This window comes from Streptomyces sp. NPDC050448 (assembly GCF_040655295.1).
Classification (GTDB): domain Bacteria; phylum Actinomycetota; class Actinomycetes; order Streptomycetales; family Streptomycetaceae; genus Streptomyces.
This window is the reverse complement of the sequence record NZ_JBFAJR010000020.1, coordinates 110992-128455: the sequence shown is the minus strand read 5'-3', so window position 1 is coordinate 128455 and position 17464 is coordinate 110992. Positions and strand designations below refer to the sequence as shown.

11 protein-coding genes are annotated in these 17464 nt (G+C 73.5%); 5 read left to right on the top strand and 6 right to left on the bottom strand.

The annotated features are described in order from the left end of the window. Positions 1–95: 95 nt before the first annotated feature. Entirely contained in the window at positions 96–1463 is a 1368-nt protein-coding gene (locus AB0I68_RS23380) for a pitrilysin family protein (protein ID WP_363179304.1), read from the bottom strand. Between the two features lie 20 nt (positions 1464–1483). After that, on the bottom strand, positions 1484–2824 hold the full coding sequence (locus AB0I68_RS23375) for a pitrilysin family protein (protein ID WP_363179285.1): 1341 nt from the start codon (positions 2822–2824) through the stop codon (positions 1484–1486). Between the two features lie 254 nt (positions 2825–3078). Here AB0I68_RS23375 and AB0I68_RS23370 point away from each other — a divergent pair, with 254 nt between their 5' ends. Further along, the gene (locus AB0I68_RS23370) at positions 3079–5535 is read left to right on the top strand and encodes a DNA topoisomerase IV subunit A (protein WP_363179284.1); all 2457 of its coding nucleotides are present in this window, start codon (positions 3079–3081) and stop codon (positions 5533–5535) included. Positions 5536–5635: 100 nt separating this feature from the next. Continuing rightward, positions 5636–7720: a restriction endonuclease gene (locus AB0I68_RS23365; protein WP_363179283.1), complete on the top strand. Its 2085-nt coding sequence runs from the start codon at positions 5636–5638 to the stop codon at positions 7718–7720. Between the two features lie 246 nt (positions 7721–7966). On the opposite strand, the gene AB0I68_RS23360 is transcribed toward AB0I68_RS23365, so the two are convergent. Together AB0I68_RS23360 and AB0I68_RS23355 are read right to left on the bottom strand one after the other, a co-directional pair. Then, positions 7967–9163 (bottom strand): GTP-binding protein, encoded by a 1197-nt coding sequence (locus AB0I68_RS23360; protein WP_363179282.1) that lies wholly within the window; start codon positions 9161–9163, stop codon positions 7967–7969. Between the two features lie 14 nt (positions 9164–9177). Continuing rightward, positions 9178–10344 carry a citrate synthase/methylcitrate synthase gene (locus AB0I68_RS23355; RefSeq protein WP_363179281.1) on the bottom strand — a complete coding sequence of 389 codons (1167 nt, stop codon included), beginning with the start codon at positions 10342–10344 and terminating at the stop codon, positions 9178–9180. Between the two features lie 55 nt (positions 10345–10399). On the opposite strand from AB0I68_RS23355, the gene AB0I68_RS23350 reads away from it, so the two are divergent. After that, positions 10400–11638 (top strand): citrate synthase, encoded by a 1239-nt coding sequence (locus AB0I68_RS23350; RefSeq protein ID WP_363179280.1) that lies wholly within the window; start codon positions 10400–10402, stop codon positions 11636–11638. A 206-nt stretch (positions 11639–11844) separates the two neighbouring features. On the opposite strand, the gene AB0I68_RS23345 is transcribed toward AB0I68_RS23350, so the two are convergent. Together AB0I68_RS23345 and AB0I68_RS23340 are read right to left on the bottom strand one after the other, a co-directional pair. Beyond that, complete coding sequence (locus tag AB0I68_RS23345) at positions 11845–12855, bottom strand: LacI family DNA-binding transcriptional regulator (RefSeq protein ID WP_363179279.1); 1011 nt, start codon at positions 12853–12855, stop codon at positions 11845–11847. A 29-nt stretch (positions 12856–12884) separates the two neighbouring features. Next, a complete protein-coding gene (locus AB0I68_RS23340; protein ID WP_363179278.1) occupies positions 12885–16289 on the bottom strand; it encodes a BTAD domain-containing putative transcriptional regulator in 3405 nt (1134 codons plus the stop codon). 205 nt (positions 16290–16494) lie between these two features. Between AB0I68_RS23340 and AB0I68_RS23335 the strand changes: the two genes are divergently transcribed. Both AB0I68_RS23335 and AB0I68_RS23330 read left to right on the top strand, forming a co-directional pair. Beyond that, positions 16495–16920, top strand: a complete 426-nt coding sequence (locus tag AB0I68_RS23335) for a DUF4267 domain-containing protein (protein WP_363179277.1) — start codon at positions 16495–16497, stop codon at positions 16918–16920. A gap of 35 nt (positions 16921–16955) precedes the next feature. Beyond that, the gene (locus AB0I68_RS23330) at positions 16956–17450 is read left to right on the top strand and encodes a cupin domain-containing protein (RefSeq protein ID WP_363179276.1); all 495 of its coding nucleotides are present in this window, start codon (positions 16956–16958) and stop codon (positions 17448–17450) included. The last annotated feature ends 14 nt before the right edge of the window (positions 17451–17464 follow it).

Here is a 17464-nt window from a genome sequence, read left to right as displayed (position 1 = left end):
TGTTGCGTACGCCACACCACATACAAGCAACCTCTCCACCAAACAGACAAAAGGGGCCCCGGTGGACAAGCCACCGGAACCCCTTGAGATGTCCGTCAGTTGGTGACGACGGTGACCTCGCCGATCCCGAGCGCCCGCACCGGCGCCTCGATCTGCGAAGCGTCGCCCACCAGGACGGTGACCAGGCGGTCCACCGGGAACGCGGCCAGGACGGCCGAAGTCGCCTCCACCGTGCCCGTTTGGGCCAGCTGCGCGTACAACCGGGCCTGGTAGTCGTCCGGGAGCTCCTGCTCGACCTGGTCGGCGAGCGTGCCGGCGACGGCCGCGGCCGTCTCGAACTTCAGCGGGGCCACGCCCACCAAGTTCTGCACCGCCACGTCCCGTTCGGCGTCGGTCAGGCCGCCCTCCGCGAGGGTGCGGAGCACCTTCCAGAGGTCGTCGAGCGCCGGGCCGGTGTTGGGGGTGTCCACGGAGCCGCTGATGGCGAGCATCGAGGCGCCCTTGCCGTCGGCGGTGGAACGCAGCACCTGGCCGAAGGCGCGCACGCCGTACGTGTAGCCCTTCTCCTCGCGCAGCACCTTGTCCAGGCGCGAGGTGAGGGTGCCGCCCAGGCAGTACGTGCCGAGCACCTGCGCCGCCCAGACCCGCTCGTGCCGGTCCGGCCCGATCCGGCCGATGAGCAGCTGCGTCTGGACCGCGCCGGGCCGGTCCACGATGACCACGCGGCCGGTGTCGTCGGCGGTCACCGGCGGCACCGGGAGCGCCTCGGCGGAGTTGCCTGTCCAGCTGCCCAGGGTGTCCGCCAGCACGGCGTCCAGGTCGATGCCGGTCAGGTCGCCGACGACCACCGCCGTGGCGGTGGCGGGGCGTACGTGGGCCTCGAAGAAGGCGCGTACGGCCGCGGAGTCGATCCGGGCGACCGTCTCCTCGGTGCCCTGGCGCGGGCGGGACATCCGCAGGGTGGACGGGAAGAGCTGCTTGGAGAGCTCCTTGGCGGCGCGGCGCTGCGGGTTGGCCAGCTCGTGCGGGATCTCGTCGAGCCGGTTGCGCACCAGCCGGTCGACCTCGCTGTCGGCGAAGGCGGGCGCGCGCAGCGCCTCGGCGACCAGGCCCAGCGCCTTGGCCAGCCGGGAGGCCGGGACCTCCAGGGAGACCCGCACGCCCGGGTGGTCGGCATGCGCGTCGAGCGTGGCGCCGCAGCGCTCGAGCTCGGCCGCGAACTCCTCGGCGGTGTGCTTGTCGGTGCCCTCGGACAGCGCGCGGGCCATGATGGTCGCCACGCCGTCCAGGCCCTGGGGCTCGGCGTCCAGCGGGGCGGCCAGGTTGACCTCGACGGCGACGACCTGCTGGCCCGGCCGGTGGCAGCGCAGCACGGTCAGGCCGTTGGGCAGCGAGCCGCGCTCCGGGGCAGGGAAGGCCCACGGCCGGGCCTGGCCGGCCTGCGGCTGCGGGTGGAAGGTCATCGTGACGGCTGCGGTGTCGCTCACTGCTCCGCCCCCTCGTTCTCGTCGTTCTCGTCGGCCTCTGCCGGAAGCGGCTCGTACACCAGCACCGCGCGGTTGTCGGGGCGCAGTCGGGCCGCGGCCACGGCCTGCACCTCCTCGGCGGTGATGTCGAGGACCCGCTGGACGGCGCTGAGCGCCAGCTGCGGGTCGCCGAACAGCACGGCGAAGCGGCACAGTTCGTCGGCCCGGCCGGCCACCGTGCTCAGCCGGTCCAGCCACTCGCGCTCCAGCTGCGCCTGGGCGCGCTCCATCTCCTCGGCCGTCGGGCCCTCGGCGGCGAACCGCGCGAGCTCCTCGTCGACGGCCGCCTCGATGTCGGGCACCTCGACCCCGCTGGAGGTCTTCACGTCCAGCCAGCCCAGCGAGGGCGCGCCGGCGAGCCGCAGCATGCCGAAGCCTGCCGCGACGGCCGTCTGGTCGCGGCGTACCAGGCGGTTGTGCAGCCGGGAGGACTCGCCACCGCCCAGGACGGTCAGCGCCACGTCGGCGGCGTCGCACTCGCGGCTGCCGTCGTGCGGGAGCCGGTAGGCGGCCATCAGCGCGCGGGCCGGGACCTCCTCGACGATCTCCTCGCGCAGCTCCCGGCCCATGATCTCGGGCAGCGTGCCGTCGCGCGGCGGCTGCTTGCCGTCGTGCCCGGGAATGGTCCCGAAGTACTTCTCGACCCAGGCGAGCGCCTGCTCGGGGTCGATGTCGCCCACGACCGACAGCACCGCGTTGTTGGGCGCGTAGTACGTGCGGAAGAAGGAGCGGGCGTCCTCCAGGGAGGCCGCGTCCAGGTCGGCCATGGAGCCGATCGGGGTGTGGTGGTACGGGTGGCCCTCGGGGTACGCCAGGGCGGTCAGCTTCTCGAAGGCCGTGCCGTACGGGACGTTGTCGTACCGCTGGCGGCGCTCGTTCTTGACGACGTCGCGCTGGTTCTCCATGGACTCGTCGTCCAGGGCGGCGAGCAGCGAGCCCATCCGGTCCGCCTCGAGCCAGAGCGCGAGCTCCAGCTGGTGGGCCGGCATGGTCTCGAAGTAGTTGGTGCGCTCGAAGCTGGTCGTGCCGTTGAGCGAACCGCCGGCACCCTGGACCAGCTCGAAGTGTCCGTTGCCGGGTACGCTCGCCGAGCCCTGGAACATCAGGTGCTCGAAGAGGTGAGCCAGGCCGGTCCGCCCCTTGACTTCATGGCGCGAGCCGACGTCGTACCAGAGGCAGACCGCGGCGACCGGGGTCAGGTGATCCTCGGAGAGCACCACGCGCAGGCCGTTGGCCAGCCGGTGCTCGGTCGCTGTCAGGCCGCCGGAGCCGGCCTGGGCTGTGGCCGTGTGACCCATGGGCATGTGGTCCCTTCGATCGCGATGCAGAGATTTCCGTCAGACCTGCCACTGTATGCAAGCGCGTCGGGGACCGGAGAAGTTCCCGGCTCACACTCCCCCGAGGACTCCGTCCAGGGGGTACCCCCAGGGTCGGAGTCGGCGTTGTCGGCGCCTCGGGCCACAATGGTCCGCGACAACCCCCGTCAGCCCCTGTCAGACCACCCGCCAGACCCCCAGCACACTTTCTTTCTTGGTTAAGGAGCCGCGCAGCGATGGCCCGCCGCAGCACGAAGACCCCGCCGCCGGAGGATTTCGAGGAGAAGATCCTCGACATCGACGTCGTCGACGAAATGCAGGGCTCCTTCCTCGAGTACGCGTACTCGGTGATCTACTCCCGCGCCCTGCCCGACGCCCGCGACGGTATGAAGCCGGTGCACCGGCGCATCGTCTACCAGATGAACGAGATGGGCCTGCGCCCCGACCGCGGCTACGTGAAGTGCGCCCGCGTCGTCGGCGAGGTCATGGGCAAGCTGCACCCGCACGGTGACGCGTCGATCTACGACGCCCTCGTGCGCATGGCCCAGCCCTTCTCGATGCGGCTGCCGCTCGTCGACGGCCACGGCAACTTCGGCTCGCTCGGCAACGACGACCCGCCGGCCGCGATGCGTTACACCGAGTGCAAGATGGCGGACGCCACGTCACTCATGACGGAGTCGATCGACGAGGACACCGTCGACTTCACCGCCAACTACGACGGCCAGGAGCAGGAGCCGGTCGCGCTGCCCGCGGCGTACCCGAACCTGCTGGTCAACGGTGCCTCCGGGATCGCGGTCGGCATGGCCACGAACATGCCCCCGCACAACCTGGGCGAGGTCATCGCGGCCGCCCGCCACCTGATCCGCTACCCGCAGGCGGACCTGGAGGCGCTGATGCGCTTCGTGCCGGGTCCGGACCTGCCCACCGGCGGCCGGATCGTGGGCCTCTCGGGGATCAAGGACGCCTACGAGAACGGTCGGGGCACGTTCAAGATCCGCGCGACGGTTGCGGTGGAGAACGTGACGCCGCGCCGCAAGGGCCTGGTCGTCACCGAACTGCCCTTCACGGTCGGCCCCGAGAAGGTCATCGCGAAGATCAAGGACCTGGTGGGCTCCAAGAGGCTCCAGGGCATCGCGGACGTCAAGGACCTCACGGACCGCTCGCACGGCCTGCGCCTGGTCATCGAGATCAAGAACGGCTTCCACCCGGAGGCCGTGCTGGAGCAGCTGTACAAGCTGACGCCGATGGAGGAGTCCTTCGGCATCAACAACGTCGCACTGGTCGACGGCCAGCCGCTGACGCTGGGCCTCAAGGAGCTGCTCGAGGTCTACCTCGACCACCGCTTCGAGGTCGTGCGGCGGCGCAGCGAGTTCCGCCGCGGCAAGCGGCGCGACCGGCTGCACCTGGTCGAGGGCCTGCTGGTGGCCCTGGTCGACATCGACGAGGTCATCCGGATCATCCGGGACAGCGACAACTCGGCGCAGGCGAAGCAGCGGCTCATCGAGCGCTTCTCGCTGAGCGAGATCCAGACCCAGTACATCCTGGACACCCCGCTGCGCCGGCTCACCCGGTTCGACCGGATCGAGCTGGAGTCCGAGCGCGACCGCCTCACGGGCGAGATCGACGAGCTGACCGGGATCCTGGACTCCGACACGGAGCTGCGCAAGCTGGTCTCCACGGAACTGGCGGCGGTCGCGAAGAAGTTCGGCACCGAGCGCCGTACGGTCCTGCTGGAGTCGGCGGGGACGGCGGTCGCCGCGGTTCCGCTGGAGGTCGCGGACGACCCGTGCCGGGTCCTGCTGTCCTCGACGGGCCTGCTGGCCCGGACCGCGAACGGCGACCCGCTTCCGGAGGAGGAGGGCGGCGCCCGCGCGAAGCACGACCTGATCGTCTCGCAGGTCGCCGCGACCGCCCGGGCCGACGTCGGCGTGGTCACCTCGTACGGGCGGCTGCTGCGGCTGGCGGTGATCGACCTGCCACAGCTGCCGGACACCCACGCCGCGCCGAACCTGGCGGGCGGCGCCCCGGTCTCGGAGTTCCTCTCCGGGCTGGAGGCGGACGAGAAGGTGATCTGTCTGACCTCGCTGGACGAATCCTCGCAGGGCCTGGCCCTGGGCACCGAGCAGGGCGTGGTCAAGCGGGTCGTGCCGGACTACCCGGCGAACAAGGACGAGCTGGAGGTCATCACCCTCAAGGAGGGCGACCGGATCGTCGGCGCGGTCGAACTGCGCACGGGCGAGGAGGACCTGGTCTTCCTCACCGACGACGCCCAGCTGCTGCGTTACCCGGCGGGCCAGGTGCGCCCGCAGGGCCGCCCCGCGGGCGGTATGGCGGGCATCAAGCTCTCCGATAACGCCAAGGTGATCCACTTCTCGGCGGTGGACCCCGCGCGGGACGCCGTGGTCTTCACGGTGGCGGGCTCGCACGGGACGCTGGACGACTCGATGCTGTCCGGGAAGCTGACCCCGTTCGACCAGTACCCGCGCAAGGGCCGGGCCACCGGCGGCGTGCGCTGCCAGCGGTTCCTGAAGGGCGAGGACCTGCTGGTGCTGGCCTGGGCCGGCAATGCGCCGGTCCGCGCGGCCGCGGCGAACGGCACCCCGGCCGAGCTGCCGGCGGTGGACCCGCGCCGTGACGGCTCGGGGGCCGCGCTGCCCGCGGTCGTCGCCGCTCTGGCGGGGGGCGCGCTGTAGGACGTACGGCGGCATTCGGGTGGTGCGACTCGGGGGACGTACCACCCGAATGCCGACTAGTGTTTTCCCTCTTGGTGTTGGTGGGGGGAGTACACAGCTGATGAGTCGTCGGTCGGGCGGATTGATCGGGGACTGGGCCGAGGCCCAGCGCCGGCAGCAGCAGACGCAGCTGATCCAGCAGCGGGAGGCCGATCGCCGGCAGCGGGCCTACGAACGGGACGCGGCCCGCGGTCAGCGCGAGCAGCAGGCCGCGTACCGGCAGCACCGTGAGGCGGACGCCCGGCGGCGGACCGAGCAGATCGAGGCGGAGGTCGCCCGGCTGCAGGGGCTGCTGGTCGAGGGCTGCCGGGCACCGGCGTTCCGGATGTCCGCACCGGTCCGCTCCGAACAGCTCGAACCCTTCAATCCGGGCACTCTCGCGCACCCCGTGCCGATGCCGCAGCTCGAGCAGTTCCAGCAGCAGAGCGGCTGGACACTCGGATCGAACCGGCGGGCAGAGGCGGAGCGGGAAGCCCATGCCCGGTACACCCAGGCCTGGCAGGCCGCGCACGCGGCGGAGGCGCAGCGCCGGCAGCAACTCGACGCGTACCGGCAGCAGTACGACCGGTGGGCGGCCGATCAGCTCGCCGCGGTCCGGCGGCACAACGGCGGGCTCACCGAACTGGCCCGGTCCCTGCGGTCGGGGGACGCGGAGGCCTCGGTGGAGTACTTCTCCGCCGCCCTGTACGCCTCCACGGCCTGGCCCGAGGAGCTGCCGCGGCACGTCGCGGCCGCATACGACCCGACGCTGCGGCAGTTGGTCCTGGACTGGGAGCTGCCGCGGTACGCGGTGGTGCCGGAGGCCAAGTCGGTCCGGTACCTGCCGAGCACCGACCAGGACAAGGAGACGGCCCGGCCGGCCACTCAGCGGCGGGCGCTGTACCGGGACCTGCTGGCGCAGTGCGTCCTGCTGGTGCTGCGCGAGCTGTTCGCGGCGGACGAGTTCGGCGCGCTGGATTCGGTGGCGGTCAACGGGTTCGTGGACGACCACGACCCGGTGACGGGCCGGGAGGCGCGGATCGTCCTGGCCGCGGTGGCGGCGGCGCGCTCCGACTTCTCCGGTCTGCACTTGGAGCAGGTCAGCGCGGTGGACTGTCTGGTCTCGGGGTTGGGCGGGCAGCTGTCGGCACGCCCGGACCAGCTGACGGCGGTGCGCCCCGGGCGCCGCCCCGACGAGGTCGGCGGAGGTGTCGTCAGCCACGGCGGGCACGCGGGCGATGCGGACGAGGACGAGCCGGACCTCTTCGCGATGGACCCGATCGTCTTCGAGGACCTGGTCGCCGAGTTGTTCCGGGCGATGGGCATGGAGGCGGTGACCACACAGCGGTCGGGCGACGGCGGGGTGGACGTGGAGGCGCTGGACCCGGCGCCGATCCGGGGCGGGCGGATCGTGGTGCAGGTCAAGCGCTACCGGAACACGGTGCCGCCGACGGCCGTGCGTGATCTGTACGGCACGGTCCAGGACAAGGGGGCGAACAAGGGGGTGCTGGTCACCACCGCGTCCTTCGGACCCGGGTCGTACACCTTTGCCAACGGCAAGCCGCTGGAGTTGGTTCCCGGGGCGGACCTGGTCGAGCTCCTCCACCAGTACGGGCTGCGCGGCCGGCTCGGCGGTGGCGCGGCGGCCCCGGCGCAGCGGACGCCCGAGCCCGCTCCCCCCGCGGACCACAACGTGCTCGGCATGTCCTGGTCGGGGTCCGTCGCGCTGGACGTGTGCGCGCTCGTCTGCGAGGGCGGCCGGGTGCTGAGCGAGGAGCACTTCGTCTTCTTCAACAACCTGCGGACCCCGGACGGTTCGGTACGGGCGCGCACGCACTCGGCGCCCGACAAGGCGGCACTGGAGGTCTCCTTCGACGCCCTGCCCGAGCCCGCCGACCGTCTGGTCCTCGTCGCCGCGATCGACCCCGAGGCCGATCCGCACGCCGACCTCGCCGGGTTCACCGACGCCCACATCCGCCTGCTGTCCGCCGGCGGCGAGGAACTCGGCCGGCTGGACGTCTCCGACGGGCGCGCCGGCGAGACCGCCCTGGTCCTCGGCTCGTTCCGGCGACGCTCCAACGGCGACTGGGACTTCGTGATCGGCGGCAAGGGCTACCGCGGCGGCCTGGAGGACCTCCTGAGCGAGTACGGCGTCGACGTCGCCTGAGCCCGCCTGCGCCGGCCACGGCCGCAGGCACCGCAGTCCGGCGTCGGCGTGCCACAGCCAGGTCTCCCACCGGGACCAGTGGTACATCCACAGCCACAGCCACCACGGCAGCCGCCGGTGGGGCACGAAGCTCCACGGGCCTTGAGGGCGGGGGCGATGAGGGCCGCGCCGACGAGCGGGTCGCCCCGGTCGAAGGCGGCGTCGACCTCTTGGGGCCGCTCCGTCTCGTTCGGCACGGGCGCCGCCCTACAGGTCTTCGGATTCGGGATCGCCGTACGGCCCGGGCTCGTACGGTTGCGGTTGCGGGTCCGGCTCCGGTTCGGCGCCCTCCTGCGCGGGTCGGTCGACGTAGCGCAGCACACCCCACATGCTCTCCGGGAGGGCGAACTGCGGGGCCGGTTCGCGGCAGGCCTCCAGCTCACGGAGCAGGGCGGGGCCGTCCGTCCCGACGCCGATCAGGACCAGCTGGGTCAGCCGGGCCTCGCCCCGGCCCCAGGGCTGCGGGACGAACCGGAGGAAGCGGCCGACCGCGTGGACCTCGTAGCGCTCCTCGTGGCCGGTGACGCCGAAGTAGGCATAGCCCTTGATCCGGTACAGCCCGGCCGGCCGCCGGTCGAGGAAGTCGATGAACCGGCGCGGGTTCATGGCCTGCTCGGACACGAACTCCGTGCTCTCGTACACCGTGTGGGCGTGCCCGGTGTGGTCCTCGTGCCCCTCGTGGCTCTCGTGGCTCTCGTGGCCCGCGTCGTCCGCGCCGTCCGCGTCCCGGGCCTGCGAGATCAGGTCCTCGAAGGACAGCTGGCCCCGGGTCTCGGTCCACGGGCGGCGGTCGAAGAGCAGCTCGGGGTCGATGCGCCCGTGGTCGGCGGCCACCACCGGCGTGCCGGGGCAGAGCGTGCCCAGCTCGGCCTCGATCCGGGCCCGCTCGGCGGCGTCGACCCGGTCGGTCTTGTTGAGGACCACCAGGTCCGCAACGGCGAGGTGGCGGTCGGTCTCCGGGTGCTCGGCCCGGGTCGCGTCGAATTCCGCGGCGTCCACGACCTGCACCATGCCGCCGTACCGGATCGCCGGGTTCTCATTGGCCACCAGCATCCGGATCATCTCCTGGGGCTCGGCCAGCCCGCTCGCCTCGATGACGATCACGTCGATCCGGTGGACGGGCGCGGAGAGCTTCTCCAGGTACGCGTCCAGCTCGCTGCCGTCGACCGCGCAGCACAGGCAGCCGCCGCCGAGCGAGACCATCGAGTCGCCGACCTGGCCCGCCACGGCCATCGCGTCGATCTCGATCGACCCGAAGTCGTTGACGACGACCCCTATCCGGGTGCCTCCCCGGTTGCCGAGCAGGTGGTTGAGCAGCGTCGTCTTGCCGGATCCGAGGAATCCGGAAAGCACGGCGACGGGAATCGGCTGGACGGGCCGCGGGGTGGGCTGACTGCTGTTCACTCGGCCGATCGTAGTCAGCCGAGCGCCGGAACCGGCTCCGGCGGGTTCGGGCCGACGTACCGGGCAGCCGGTCGGATGATCTTCGGATCGGCGGCCTGTTCGAGGATGTTCGCGCTCCAGCCGACCACACGGGCCGCGCAGAAGGTCGGGGTGAACATCTCGCGCGGCAGCCCGCACAGCTCCATGACCACGCCCGCGTAGAACTCCACGTTGGTGTGCAGCTCCCGCCCCGGCTTGAGCTCGGCGAGGATCTCCTCGACGTGCCGCTCCACCTCGACGGCGAAGTCCACCAGCGGGCCGCCGAACTGCAGCGCGATCTCCCGCAGCATCCGCGAGCGCGGGTCCTCGGTCCGGTACACGGGGTGCCCGAAGCCCATGATCCGGTCCCCGGCGAGCACCCGCTCGCGGATCCACGGATCGATGCGGTCCGCCGTGCCGATGGCGTCCAGGGTGTCCAGGGCCCGGCTGGGCGCACCGCCGTGCAGCGGGCCGGAGAGCGCGCCGATCGCCCCCGTGAGGCAGGCGGCGACGTCCGCGCCGGTGGAGGCGATCACCCGTGCGGTGAAGGTCGAGGCGTTGAAGCCGTGGTCGACGGTGGAGATCAGGTACCGCTCGACCGCCCGCGCCTTGACCGGGTCGGGCTCCTGCCCGGTGAGCATGTAGAGGTAGTTGGCGGCGTACGGGAGGTCCGCGCGCGGCTCGACCGGCTCCAGGCCCTGCCCCAGCCGGTGCAGCGCGGTGAGAAGGGTCGGTACGGCGGCGCAGGCGGCCAGCGCGTCGGCGGCCCGCCGCCCGGGGTCGATGTCGTACACCGGGCGGAAACCGGCGGAGGCGCCGAGCAGCGAGAGCGCGGTCCGCAGCCCGGCGAGCGGGCCGGAGAGCGCGGTGGCCCGGGCGAGGGCGGGCAGTGCGTCGCGGACCGCGTCGGGCAGTCGGCGCAGTGGGGCGATCTCGGCGGCGAACGCGGCCCGCTCGGCGGCGTCTGCGGGCAGGGCGCCGCGGAACATCAGGTGCCACACGTCCTCGAAGCTGCGGCTCCCGGCGAGCTCGACGGCCGAGTACTGGCGGTAGTGGTAGAAGCCCTCGCGGCCTCGGACGTCACCGAGTTCGGTCTCGGTGACCACGACTCCCGCGAGACCGCGGGGCACATCGACGGTGGTGTTCATGCATCGACCATCCATGATGGATTGAATCCTTGTCAATGTTGATTGAATCAATATATGTAGGGTGAGCGTCATGAACGACCAGGCGGAGGGCGAGCGCCGGCTCAGCACCCGGCAGGCGGCGGAGCTGCTCGGGGTGAAGCCCGCGACCGTGTACGCGTACGTCAGCCGCGGCCAGCTCACCAGCCGCCGCGACCCGGTCGGCCGCGGCAGCAGCTTCGACGCGCGCGAGGTGGAGGACCTGGCCCGGCGCAGTCGGCGCGAGGCGGCGGCGCCCGCGGGCGCGGAGCTCTCCGTACGCACCTCGCTCACGCTCATCGAGCCCGACCGGTACTACTTCCGGGGCGTGGACGCCGTCGAGCTGGCCTCGCGGCACCGCTACGAGGAGGTCGCCGAGTGGCTCTGGACCGGGACGCTGCCGCGCGGCGTGCGGTTCACCGCTCCCCCACAGGTACTGGCCGCCGCCCGGCGCGCGGTGGCCGCACTGCCGGAGCACAGCGGGCCGATCGACCGGCTGCGGGTGGCCGCCGCCGCCGCCGCGGTGGCGGATCCCCTGCGCTTCGACCTGTCCGCGGAGGCCGTACTGGGCTCCGCGCGCTGTCTGATCCCGACGCTGGCCACCGCCCTGCCGGTGGTGGGGCGGGCACAGCCCGGGACGGCGACGCTCGCGGAGCAGCTGTGGTGCCGGCTGACCGGGCGGGAGGCGGACCCGGCGGCCCTGGGCGCCCTCGACCTGGCCCTCGCGCTGCTCATCGACCACGATCTGGCGGCCTCGACCCTGGCCGTACGGGTGGCCGCGTCGGCGCGTGCTCATCCGTACGCGGCGGTGTCCGCCGGCCTCGGCGCGCTCGAGGGGCCGCTGCACGGCGCGGCCGGACGGCTCGCGCACCGGATGCTGACGGAGGCGCTGGAGCGGGGCGGGGCCGCGCCGGTGGTCGCGGACCACCTGCGGGCGGGCCGGCGCGTGCCGGGACTCGGGCACCGGCTGTACGAGGGCGAGGATCCCCGGGCCACGGCGCTGTTCGCACGGCTGGAGAGCATGCCGCAGGCCGGGCCGGTACTGGCGGCCGCCCGGGAGGTCGTCGCCACGACGGCGGCCCGGCAGCCCGGACTGCACGCCAACGTGGACCTGGCGCTGGCCGTGCTGACGGTGTCCTGCGGGATGCCCGCGGAGGCCGGGGAGACGGTGTTCGCCGTGGCCCGGACGGCGGGCTGGATCGCGCACGCACTGGAGGAGTACCAGGAGCGGCCGCTGCGGATGCGGCCGAGCGGGCAGTACCAGGGGCCGCGCCCGCCACAGCCGATGCCGTGACGGGCGCCAGTGGACGCCCGCCCCCGCCCGCCGGACCGCGGGCCGAGCGCGGCGCACTCAACCACCGACCCGCAGGTGAACGCAATGTCTCACTCATGCACCGCAAAAGATTGACATTGCCGTACCGGACGCGGAACACGAAGGGCTCCGGAGCGTCCAGGGGACGCTCCGGAGCCCTTCGCAGCGTGTGCGGAGCCGGTACGGGACTACCTGCGCGGGGCCGGCCCGGTGGAGCCGCGGACCACCAGCTCGGGCTCGAACAGCAGCTCGCCGGGCTGCACGGCGACGCCCTGGATCTGCGCGGTGAGCAGCTCGACGGCTGCCCGGCCCATCGCCTCGATGGGCTGCCGGACGGTGGTCAGCGGGGGCTCGGTGCAGTTCATGAACGCCGAGTCGTCGTAGCCGACCACGGATACCTCGCGGGGCACGGCGAGACCCCGGCGGCGGGCCGCCCGGACGGCGCCGAGCGCGAGCGGGTCGCTCGCGCAGATGATGCCGGTGATCCCGCGGTCGAGCAGCCGGGAGGCGGCCGCGTGGCCGCCCTCCAGCGAGAACAGCGCCCGCTCCACGTGGGCGGCGGGCAACTCGGTGCCGGCCGCGGCGGCGACCGCCTGGGCGGCCGTCAGCTTGCGCACGGAGGGGATGTGACCGGGCGGCCCCAGCACCAGGCCGATGCGCTCGTGCCCGAGGGAGGCCAGGTGGCGCCAGGCCTGCTCGACGGCGACGGCGTCGTCACAGGCCACGGAGGGGAAGCCCAGGTCCTCCATGGAGGCGTTGACGAGCACCACCGGGACCTTGCGGTCCGACAGCAGCCGGTAGTGCCCGTGCGGGGCGTCGGCCTGCGCGAAGAGGCCGCCGGCGAAGACGACGCCGGACACCTGCTGCTGCAGCAGGAGTTCGACGTGGTCGGCCTCGGAGACCCCGCCGGTGGTCTGCGTACAGAGCACCGGGGTCAGCCCCTGCTGGGCCAGCGCACCGCCGATGACCTCGGCGAAGGCGGGGAAGATCGGGTTCTGCAGCTCCGGCAGCACCAGCCCGACCAGCCGGGCCCGCTCGCCGCGCAGCTGCGTGGGCCGCTCGTACCCGAGGACGTCGAGAGCGGTGAGCACGGACTGGCGGGTGGCCACCGAGACCCCCGGCTTGCCGTTGAGCACCCGGCTGACCGTCGCCTCGCTGACTCCCACCTTCTTCGCCACTTGAGCAAGTCGTCGCGTCATGCGCGCAAGGCTAGCGCAAGAAATGCAAGTCACTTGCGGCGGGATGACGACCCGTTCGGGCCACGACGGCCCCAGGGGCTGTGCCACTGCTCGGCCACGGCGCTCGCGCGGGCGAAGTGGGATGCGGCGTCGGCGTTCCGGCCCAGGAGAAGGGCCAGTTCACCGAGGGTGTACGCGACCGGGCGGGTCGCCACCGTGAAGCCCGAGGAGGGCGGCGCCGCGTCGCGGAACGGCAGCAGGGCCTCGTACAGCCCCTCGGCGCCCCGTCGTTCGCCGAGCATCACCAGGGTCATCGCCCGGAACGTCCCGAAGACCTTGAAGAAGTAGTCCGTCCGCAGCGGTCCGCACCGGCCCAGGATCCCGCGGGCCTCCTCCCCCTCCCCCGCGGCGGCCAGGGCCACCGCGAGCAGGTCCCCCGTCACCGGCCCGTAGTCCGCGTACACCTGCCGGGCCGCCGGCACCATCTCGGCGAGCCGCCCCTGGCTCGCCCGCAGCGTCGCCGTCGCGATCACCCCATACCCCTGCGCGTGCGGCGATCCCTGCCGGGCCATCCGCTCGGCCGCCTGCGCGTACAGCCGCTCGGCTTCCTCGACGCGGCCCTCGATGTGCGCCAGGGTCGCCGTCACGCAGTCGTCGACCGCCGCAGGACCCGGCATCCGGTAGTCGCCGGAGAGCTCGGCCGACTCCCCGGTGAGCCGGTACACACCGGCGACATCCCCCTCGGCCGCCGCCGCGGTGGAGCGGACGAACAGCCCGTACCACCGGTGCACCGGCAGATCGTGCGCCGTGCCCAGCTGTTCCAGCTCCCGCCCCAACAGCGCCCGCTCCCGCCACTCCAGATCGGCGTCGAGCTCCTTGACCAGCGTCGCGAGGGAGGCGGCTCGCAGCACCGGGTCACCGACTGCGTCCGCGAGCGCGACCGCCTCGCGCGCCGCCGCCCGCACCCGCGGCATCCGGGCGTCGGACAGCTCGGCCGCGTACGCCCCGAGCAGCCGGCACCGCAGCGCCGCCTCCAGACCGGGCCGCTCCAGCAGCCGTTCGAGCAGCGCCACGACCGGTCGGTCGACCATGCCGTAGGGCCTGGTCTGCCACGGCGTCGGCACGCTCCACGCCGTGAACGCGCGGATCAGCAGGTCCTCGCGCCCGGCGCCGACGGCGTGGTCGATCGCCCTGCGGCGCGTGACGCGCGCAGCCACCACCGCCCCCGCACGCACCTGTGCCCGGACCAGCCGCCCCAGCAGCCCGATCCGCTCGGCGTCCCGGTCTCCCCCGTCACCGGCCGGGATCCGCTCGAAGCTCTCCACCGCATCCGCGAGCAGTGCGGCCGCCGCATCGTGGGCGTAGCGGCCCTCGGCGAGGTCGGCCGCCCGCACGCAGCAGGCCACGGCCTTGGCCGCCGTGACCGCGGAGGCCGCCCGTACGTAGTGATGGGCCAGCCCCGAGGCGTCCTGCGAGCCGAGCCGCTCCAGCGCCTCCGCGATCCGCCCGTGCAGCCGGGTCGCCCGCAGCCGGCTCAGATCGGCCAGCAGCGTGTCCCGTACGAGCGCGTGCGCGAACCGCACCCGGCCCGCTACGGGCTCGGCCAGCAGCCCGGCGAGCAACCCCGCCTCCAGCGCGCCCAGTACGGCGTCCTCGTCGGTGTCCGCGGCCTCGACGAGGACCTCGACGCACGATTCCCGCCCGGCGACGGCGGCCAGGCGCAGGACGGCGACCACCGGATCAGGGAGCCGGCCGAGACGCCGGCGCAGCACGTCCCGCACCCCCTCGGGCACATCGGACAGCGCCACGAGCGCGCCCTCGCTGCCGAGCAGCCGAGCGCTCTCGCGTACGTAGAAGGGGTTCCCGCCGGTGCGCTCGGCAAGCGCGGCCACCGTCTCGGGGTCCACCTGCGGCACGCCCACCGCCCGGACCACCTCGGCCACGGCCGCCTCGGCAAGGCCCCGCAGCGGTACCCGCGCGGGCGAGTGCCGGGCCAGCGAGGCGAGGGTGTCGGCGAGCCCGTCCGCCACCTCGTCTGGCCGGTACGCGCCCACGACCAGGAGCGGCGTGCCGGGCGGCAGTTCGCCGGCTCCGGCGAGCAGCGCCAGCGTCTCGGCGTCCGCCCAGTGCAGATCGTCCAGCACGACGGCGACGGGGCGGGCGCGAGCCGCCTCCGCGAGCCACTGCCACACGGCGCGGTGCAGCCGGAACCGCCCCGCGGCGGCGTCCTCCCCCGGCGCAGGTACGGCTACGGCGGCACCCGACGGGCCGTCGGCCAGCAGGGGTGCCGCGGCGGCGGCCGCCTCGGGCCCGGGCGGGGCGGCCTCGGCGACGGTACGCAGGGCTTCGACCCAGGGCCAGGCGGGCGGCGCACCCTCCGCATCGGTGGCACGGCCGACGGCGACGAGCCAGCCCTCGCGGCGCAGCCGGTCGCCGAGCCGGTTCAGCAGCGCCGACTTGCCGAGGCCGGCCTCCCCGGTGACCAGGACGATGCCGGGCCCGGCGGTGAGCACCCGGCCCGAGGCCTCGGCCAGCAGCGCCAGTTCGGCACCGCGGCCGACGAACGGGACGGTCGCCGCGTCGTCCTGCTCCCCTACACGCCCTGCCCCGCCGCCGGGTCCGCCCGACCGGCCCGGGGCCGGGGGCGCCGCGGTTGCCGGTCCTCGCGAGCCCGGAGCGGACGTGGCCTGACACAGCACCCGGTCGTCCTGGTCCAGGATCGCCTTCTCGAGCTCCACCAGGGCGAGTCCCGGATCCAGCCCCGCCTCGTCGGCCAGCACCCCCCGGGCCCGGCGGAGCGCGGTGAGCGCGTCGGCCTGCCGCCCGGCGGCCCACAGCGCCAGCGCGTGCAGCCGCCAGCCCTCCTCCCGCAGCGGCTCCTCGCGGGTGAGCAGCGCGGCCTCCGCGACGACCGCGCCGATGTCGCCCCCGCGCAGCCCGGCGGCGATACCGAGTTCCCGTGCGGCCAGCCGGAGTTCGTCCAGCCGGGCGATCTCCGCATGGGTCCAGGGTTCGTCGGCCGTCTCCGCGTACGCCGGCCCCTGCCACAGCGCCAGTGCCTCGCGGAGCAGCGCCCGGGCGGCGTCCGGCGTGTCGGCGAGCAGCGCGCGGGCCTCCTCGAGCAGCCGCTCGAAGCGCCAGGCGTCGACCGCGTCCGCGGGCAGCCGCAGCGCGTACCCGGGCGGCGAACTCACCAGCAGCCGGGCCGGCGTACGCGGTGCCCGGTCCGGTTCGAGGAGCCGGCGCAGGTTGGACACGTACGCCTGGAGCGAGGCCACGGCCCGGCCGGGCGCCGCCCCCTGCCACAGCTCCTCGATCATCCGGTCGACCGACACGACCCGGCCGCGCGCGCTGACCAGCAGGGCCAGGACGGAACGCTGCCGGTGGCCGCCGAGCGGGACCGCCTCGCCGTCCCGCTCGGCCGTGCAGGTTCCGAGTACGCGTATGTACACCATGTCCTGTACAGCGTAGACGGATCGGCTCAACCGGCCGCCGGGCCCTGGTGCCTTGGGGGGATGGAGACCCGGGGCGGGTGGCTCCAAGTCCCTTCCAAGAGGCTTCCATGACCCGGCTGTGAGTCTCCTCCCATCACTCCGCCGGCGACGGCGCCGTCGTCGTCGGCCGAGACGCCCGACCCGCCCTACACCCGGGAGACCCGCCATGTCCGTCAAGCACCTGGCCACCGCGCTGGCCGCCCTCGGCGCCGCGTTCATCGTTTACATCGGCGTCGGCTTCCTGCTCGCGCCGCAGAGCACGGCAGCCGGTTTCGGTGTCCCGACCTGGCCCCGGGACGAGGGCACGGCCTTCCTCGCCGTCAAGGGCGTCCGTGACATCGCGAGCGGCCTGGTCGTCCTGGCGCTCCTGCTGACCGGCCACCGCCGGGCCCTGGGCTGGGCGATGGCGGCGCTCGCCTTCGTCCCGGCCGGCGACATGGTGATCGTCCTGAGCAGCGGCGGATCCGCCGGCACCGCGTACGGGGTCCACGGCGCCACCGCGGCGGCCGTCGCACTGACCGCCGTACTGCTGCTGCGTGAGCGAACCGCACCGGCCCCCGCCCGGGCCGGGGCCGAAGTCGCCTGCGTCTGAAACCCTTTCCCCAACCGAGCCCGGGAGACGAAGACATGTCCCTGATCGTTCCCTCCTTCGACGACTCCGTGATCGTGCGCGGCGCCGATGCCGAGACCGTGGGTGCCGGCCCGGCCACCCTGCGCCTGCTCGCCGACAGCAGTTCCACCGGCGGCGCGCTCTCCACCCAGCGCGTCACCCTGCTCGACGGCGCGAACGGCGCCGCGCCCCACCACCACTCCCGCTCGGCCGAGCTGTTCTACCTGATCGACGGCACCGCCCAGCTGCTGTCGGGCGAGCAGGTGGTGACCGCCGGCCGCGGCGACCTCGTCGTCGTTCCGCCTGGCCTCGACCACGCCTTCGCGGCGGCTCCCGGTGAGAACGCCGACATCCTGATCGTCATCACACCGGGCATCGAGCGCTTCGAGTACTTCCGCCACCTGGAGCGCATCGCCTACGGGAAGGTGCCGCCGGAGTCGCTCCTGGACGTCCAGGAGCTCTACGACACCTACTTCACCAGCAGCGAGACGTGGAGCCTGGCCCGTAAGTGACAGCGCCGGGCTAC